The following is a 4,401-nucleotide window of genomic DNA, read 5'->3' on the forward strand; positions in this document are numbered from 1 at the left end:
CCGCGCAGGCGAAGCCCGCTTCGGTTCTTCCCGGGGCGTAGGCTTTGTCGGCGTGGAGTTTTCCCGGGCGGAAGCGGCGCTGCCCCGAAGGCATTCGCACTGCGGGCACGGAGTCAACAAGGGGGAAAGAGGTCGTGCGTGTCGTGCACGTTGGAGGCAGTCATCGACTCGGTCAGAGGCAGCCCATGGGCCTCTATGAGAAGATGATGCTTGCTACCCGCCTTCGCTCTATCCGCCGGGGTTGGGCCCGTGAGGGCCCCCTTTTTGACGCCCGCACGGACGAGGCGCCGATGGAGGGGCGCGAGAAGTCCACCTCGCCGCGCAGGCCCAACTCGTCCAGGAGCCTCGCCTGGAGTTGTTCCCACACGCCAGCCCGGGTCCATCCCTCCAACCTGCGCCAAGCTGTCATGCCCGGCAAGCCGGACTGCTTGAGAGGCAGCATCTCCTAGGGGATGCCGCTTCGCAGGACGAAGACGATGGCCTCCAGCGCCGCGCGGTCATCCACCCGGGGACGGTCCAATTTCTTCTTGGGCCGAGGCAGAGGCAGCAGCGGCACCACGGGATGCCAGAAAGCGTCGGGGACGAGTTCGCGGACCATGCCCTAGAAGTCGGGGATGCCCCTTGTCGCTGACCAGCCCAGCCCTGACTTTTGTTAGATGCTGTAAAGCGTCCGGCCCCCCTAACCCCGGTCGTCCTCGTCCGCTTCGTCCAGCCCTTCCGGGGACTCCAGCAACCGCCGCGCGCGCTCCATCATCTCCACGACGATCTGCCCTGCGGGCTGCACGGTGTCGATGCGCGACATGCTCGCGCCTCCGGCCGGGAGGCTCATCTCCTCCAGGTCGCCTTGCGTGTCCGGCGTGGGCAGGAAGGAGCTGAACTTCGGCATCACGTACTGCACGTCCAGCACGCCGGGGAACAGCCGCGTCGTCCCGATGGGCTCGGATTCGGACGTCGGCGGCACGCTCGACTCGCGCCCCGCCCACTCGCGCACCACGCGGTTGCGGATCACCCGCATGCGCTTGCCCGGCCACTCCGGCCCGAACAGCGTCGTCATCGTCGTGTCGCCCGCGTCCCCGTCCACCAGCCGCTGCTTGTAGAGCGGGTGCGCGTACGCCTCCACCGACGCCACCAGCCGCGTGCCCACCCAGACGCCGTCCGCGCCGTGGTGCAGCGCTCGCGCCGCGCTGAACCCGTCCGCGATGCCTCCCGCCGCGAGCACCGGCACCGCGTCCGTCAGCTTCCGGAACGCCTTCACCAACGCCAGCGTCGGCGTGCTGCCCAGGTTGCGCCCGCCCGCCTGCCGCCCCTGCGCGATGAGCCCGTCCACCCCGGCGTCCAACGCCTGCCTCGCCAGGTCCTCCGTGCCCGCCTGCACCCAGACCCGCGTTCCCGCAGCCTGCAGCGCGCGGATCCACTCGCGCGGCGGCATCGTCCAGTGGAACACCACCACCGGCACCTTCGCCGCGATGCAGGTGTCCACGTGGTCGCGCGTCGTGAAGCCGTGCGGCTCCAGCTTGTCCACGATGAAGTCCACGCCATAGGGGCGCTGCGTGCCCGCCTGGATGGCCTTCAGCCGCGCCTCCAGCACCGTCGGCGGCTCGGGTGCCGTGCCCAACATTCCCAGGCCGCCCGCCTCCGACACCGCCACCACCAGCGGCGGCAAGGAGACGAACGCCATGCCCGCCCCGACGAAGGGGTAGTGGATGCCCACGTCGCGCGTCAGGCGCGTCTTCAGCGCGTTGCCCTCCAGCACGTAGATGGGCTTCGGCTTCGGACGGGCCTCCAGGCCCGCGGCTTCGGCTTCGCCGTCCGCCTGCGGCACCTCGTCCTCGGAGGAACCCAGGGGCTGGCCGGGTCGTCCGTCGTTCGCGCCGTTCATCGCGTCTCCCGAAAGGATGCTCTCGTACCGAGCCTTCAAGATTAGCAGCGCCGCCCCTCGATTCAGCCGCGGCCGGGCGGGGCCGTGCTCACTGGCCAGCAGAGCGGCCTCACTCCTCCGGGATGAGGCCGCCGGGCCCCAGCCCCGCGTCCGTCAACACCCGCCCCCGGGCCAGCCGCCGCGTCAGGGGCCGGTAGCGCTGCGCCACCAGGGTGCTCAGCCGGAACGGCAAGCCAAGCTCCCGCTCCACCCGCCGCGCCCGCTCCACCAACGCCTCGCGCGTCAGCTTCGAGGGGCCTTCCAGCCCCACCAGGATGCGGTTGGTGCTGGTGGGGACCTCGAAGAGCGACAGGCCGTGGAAGCTCACCTGGTAGGTGCGCACCATCGCGTCGAAGTGCGGGTTCGCCGCGGACTCCCAGATGTTGCCCACCACCGCGCCGCCCCGCGTCAGCCGCGCGCGCGCGGCGCCCAGGAACTCACGCGTGCAGAGGTGCCCGGGAATCTGGTCCGCCCCGTACGCGTCCAGGATGATGACGTCGTAGGGCGGCCCGTCCGCTTCGATGAAGGCCCGCCCGTCCGCCACGTGCGCGCGCAGGAGCGCGTCCTCCTGGAAGCCGCAGTACTCCTTCGCGGCGTCCACCACCGCCGCGTCCAGCTCCACCACGTCGATGTGCGTGTCCGGCAGCACCGCGCGCAGGAACATGGGGATGGCGCCGCCGCCCAGCCCGATGGCGAGGATGTTCTCCGGCCGGGGCACGAACGCCAGCGCCACCATCACCATGCGGGTGTACGGCAGCTCCAGCCGCAGGGGCTCGCCAGGCCACACCACGCTCTGGCGCGCGCCCCCGTCGCCGAAGCGCAGCGAGCGGCGTCCCTCCGCGTCCTCGGTGACGATGACGGGCCCGGAGCCGTCATCGAGTTCGTCCGGCGATGCCAGGGCTTCGCGCTCCCTACTTCGCGCCCGTCACCGGCAGCGGCCCGCTGTCCAGCACCCGCTGCGCCGTCACCGCTGGCCCGTACCGGGGCGTCTGGACGGGCGTGCCCTGGGAGTCCTTCCCCTGGCTGAGCGTGATGGCGTCCGCGTCCGGCAGGTAGCCCACGCGCAGGGACACCTCGCGCACGGCGGACAGCTCGCGCGTCTCCTCCGGGCCCGTGGGGTACGGCAGCGCGGTGCGCAGGGGCAGCGGGACGACGGCGCGGCGGTTCGCCGTGGCGCCTGGCTCCACGCGCGTGACGGCAGGCACCTCCGGGGCTTCCACCGCCAGGTCCTCCGGCACCGGCAGGAGCATGCGCGACAGCACCACCTTGCCACCGGACAGGTCCACGTAGGCCCGCTCGGGCGCCAGCGTGAGGTGGCCGCTGAAGCCCACGTCCCACAGGCCGTCCAGCAGCAGCACGGCCTTCGGCGTCCGGTTGTGCACCGCGTAGGTGACGGCGAGCGTGTCCGCCTCGCGCGCCACCGACTCCACCTTCAGCTCCACGTCCGCCTGGGCCACGCGTTGTCCTCCTGGGTCCGCCGGGGCTGCCGCGGGCCGCTCCGGCGCCCGCGCACACCCGACGATGAGCGCCAGCGCCATGATGGCACCAGCGCGGCGGAAGGTCCTCATCCTCCGCATCCTAGTAGCGCGGGCGGGTGGGCAGGTTCAGGTCGTCGCGCAGGACGTTCTCGCCAGGACGGCCGCCCTGCACCACGTCCGGCGTGGCCGGGTTCTGGTCCAGGTCGATGGGCAGGCCCACCGCGGAGGGCTCCAGATTGCGCGTGCCGTCCTTGGAGCCCAGCGCCAGCGTGCCGTTGTTCATGTCCGAGGCGTGCACCAGTTCGTGGAACAGGCCGACGACGGGCGGGCGGTTCATCCACTCCTCGGTGCCCAGGGAGATGCGCGTGGTGTTGTAGTTCACCTGCGCGTCCGTGCCCTTGCCCGGCGTGCCGTCCGCGTTCATGAAGCCGTCGTTGAAGTTCGTGCCGCCCGCGCTGTTGCCGCTGGCCGTCTCGCGGATGACCGTCTTCTTGCCGCTCTTGTCCAGCGTGCCCAGCAGCTCCTGGCCCGCGGGCAGCGAGCGCAGCGCGTCCAGGTCCGACTGCGTGCGCGCCTGGAACTCCGCGCTGCCCGTCACGGACACGGAGGAGCCGCGCTGATCCGCGTCCGTCATGTCGACGATCTCGCGCTCGGCCTTCTCCGAGTCGGCGGTGGTCTCGTTCTCCTCGACGTAGAGCTTGTCGGTGCCCGTGCCGCCCGCCACCTTGTCCTTGCCCTCGCCGCCCGCCACCGCGTCGTTGCCCCGGCCACCGCTCAGCGTGTCGTCGCCGCGCCCGCCGATGACCTGATCATCGCCCGCGCCGCCGTAGGCCCGGTCATTGCCCGCGCCACCGTCGATGTAGTCGCGGCCGTTGCCGCCGGACACGTAGTCGTTGCCGTCCAGGCCGTAGAGCACGTCGCGGCCCTCGCCGCCCAGGATGCGGTCATCGCCCGCGCCGCCCTCCAGGTAGTCGTCGCCGTCCTGGCCCTGCAGCGTGTCCTTGC

General features: G+C 71.7%; 5 protein-coding genes. All 5 read right to left on the reverse strand.

Annotated elements, in window-relative coordinates; translation table 11 throughout:
* Positions 1-445 precede the first annotated feature (445 nt).
* Positions 446-598: a transposase gene (locus D7W79_RS39335; RefSeq protein ID WP_120530357.1), complete on the reverse strand. Its 153-nt coding sequence runs from the start codon at positions 596-598 to the stop codon at positions 446-448.
* Positions 599-679: 81 nt separating this feature from the next.
* Positions 680-1,879, reverse strand: a complete 1,200-nt coding sequence (locus D7W79_RS39340) for an NAD(P)H-dependent flavin oxidoreductase (protein WP_120530358.1) — start codon at positions 1,877-1,879, stop codon at positions 680-682.
* A 109-nt stretch (positions 1,880-1,988) separates the two neighbouring features.
* Entirely contained in the window at positions 1,989-2,708 is a 720-nt protein-coding gene (locus tag D7W79_RS39345; protein WP_244222224.1) for a spermidine synthase, read from the reverse strand.
* Positions 2,709-2,829: 121 nt separating this feature from the next.
* Positions 2,830-3,486: a hypothetical protein gene (locus tag D7W79_RS39350; RefSeq protein WP_120530360.1), complete on the reverse strand. Its 657-nt coding sequence runs from the start codon at positions 3,484-3,486 to the stop codon at positions 2,830-2,832.
* Between the two features lie 10 nt (positions 3,487-3,496).
* Positions 3,497-4,401 (reverse strand): M91 family zinc metallopeptidase (locus D7W79_RS39355; RefSeq protein WP_244222225.1); only part of this gene is annotated, 905 nt, incomplete at its 5' end.

The organism is Corallococcus exercitus (genome assembly GCF_003611585.1).
GTDB classification, from domain to species: domain Bacteria; phylum Myxococcota; class Myxococcia; order Myxococcales; family Myxococcaceae; genus Corallococcus; species Corallococcus exercitus.

Coding starts and splice junctions, on each gene's coding strand:
- D7W79_RS39335 (WP_120530357.1), bottom strand. CDS start 598: ATGGTCCGCGAACTCGTCCCCGACGCTTTCTGGCATCCCGTGGTGCCG.
- D7W79_RS39340 (WP_120530358.1), bottom strand. CDS start 1,879: ATGAACGGCGCGAACGACGGACGACCCGGCCAGCCCCTGGGTTCCTCC.
- D7W79_RS39350 (WP_120530360.1), bottom strand. CDS start 3,486: ATGAGGACCTTCCGCCGCGCTGGTGCCATCATGGCGCTGGCGCTCATC.